General features: G+C 45.0%; 3 protein-coding genes. 2 read left to right on the top strand and 1 reads right to left on the bottom strand.

The annotated features are described in order from the left end of the window. Together KIV40_RS29270 and KIV40_RS29265 are read left to right on the top strand one after the other, a co-directional pair. Positions 1-474: YadA C-terminal domain-containing protein (locus tag KIV40_RS29270; RefSeq protein ID WP_285352740.1), on the top strand; the 474-nt coding region annotated here is incomplete at its 5' end. A gap of 101 nt (positions 475-575) precedes the next feature. Continuing rightward, positions 576-1,133, top strand: a complete 558-nt coding sequence (locus KIV40_RS29265; protein ID WP_285352739.1) for a porin family protein — start codon at positions 576-578, stop codon at positions 1,131-1,133. 28 nt (positions 1,134-1,161) lie between these two features. On the opposite strand, the gene KIV40_RS29260 is transcribed toward KIV40_RS29265, so the two are convergent. Further along, a partial coding sequence (locus tag KIV40_RS29260; protein WP_285352738.1) for a PhoU domain-containing protein occupies positions 1,162-1,363 on the bottom strand: 202 nt, incomplete at its 5' end.

The following is a 1,363-nucleotide window of genomic DNA, read 5'->3' as shown; positions in this document are numbered from 1 at the left end:
CCTGTCGACAATTCACCTGAGCGTCCGACACCTCAATTCCCAAGCAATCCAATTGAAGGTGTTCCATCTCAACCACCAATTGATAACGCACCAGATCGTCCTACACCTGACTACGGTGACACGCCAGATATCTCAGGTCCAACCGACACAGAGCGCACTTCTGCATTAGAACTTGGCTTCCAAGCGATGGCTGAAGAGTACAACCAAAAATTTAACGAGCACCAAGAGCAGATGGATGGTATCCGTGCAAGCTTACACGCGGTGACGAACGCACGCCCATTCGTAACTAACGGTGAGTTTGCTGTGGGTGCGGGTGTTGGTTTTGCAGGCTCTAAAGAAGCTATTGCATTAGGTGGTGCTTACGGTATCAGCGAGCAACTGAGCGTATCGGGCACATTCCACTACGAAACCTCAGGCAAGTACTCATCATCAGATGTATCTGGTGGTGTGGGTGTTCAGTTTAACTTCAAGTAACACTCTCTCCCCTACTAGGGATGGTGGGGGAACCTTTTCTTCAGGGAGCTTTATTAACGTAAGTGCCGGATGCGCTTACTTCAATTATTAATGAGAGTGTCATGAATATCTTAAAAACAATCGCTTTAACAACCGCCCTTTTTTCAACCGCTAGCTTTGCAGTCCAAGACGCCTTTTCAGGCCACCGTATAGGTGCGGGCTTCTCTAGTGCTCAAATCGATTATGTCTATACAGACGGCTATAGTGGTGATCTAGGTAGTGGACTCAAGCTGGAATATGGTTACGACCTAAACCGCATCTTTGGCTTCAACGTTTCGATGGATTACGTTACAGATGACTACAAGGTTTTGAACTACGACTATGAATCTAAGGTAACAACCATTAAGTTAGATTCAGACATTGGTTATACGTTTGATTTAGATGGGTTCAATCTTAAACCTTATGGCGCGATTGGTTTAGCTCGCATCATTGATAAACAAACAGTTAGCGACTCACAAGGTAGCTACACCATTTCAAGAAACGATACCTCTGTTTTGATGGGGACAGGAGTTCGAGCAAACTTCGACTTTGGCCTCTACAGTGATCTTCGTTTCAACTTCATGATGTTAGACAACTACGATATCGACCAACTGTTGATCACGTTTGGCTATAAGTTCTAAGCTCTTCCCGGTAGCTTAAAATTCGAACCTACTTTAGCGCGTCATCTAGGCTTTGATCACCTAGGTGGCGTACATCTTTGCCCTTCACAAAATAGATGATGTATTCACAAATATTCTGGCATCGGTCGCCAACACGCTCTATAGCTCGCGCTGACCACATTACTTGCAGGATATTGGGGATATTTTTTGGATCTTCCATCATATAAGTCATCAACTGACGAATCACCGCT

It is taken from the genome of Vibrio sp. D173a, from assembly GCF_030248475.1.
Note: the sequence above shows the minus strand (reverse complement) of the source record. Positions and strands in the feature narration are given on the sequence as shown.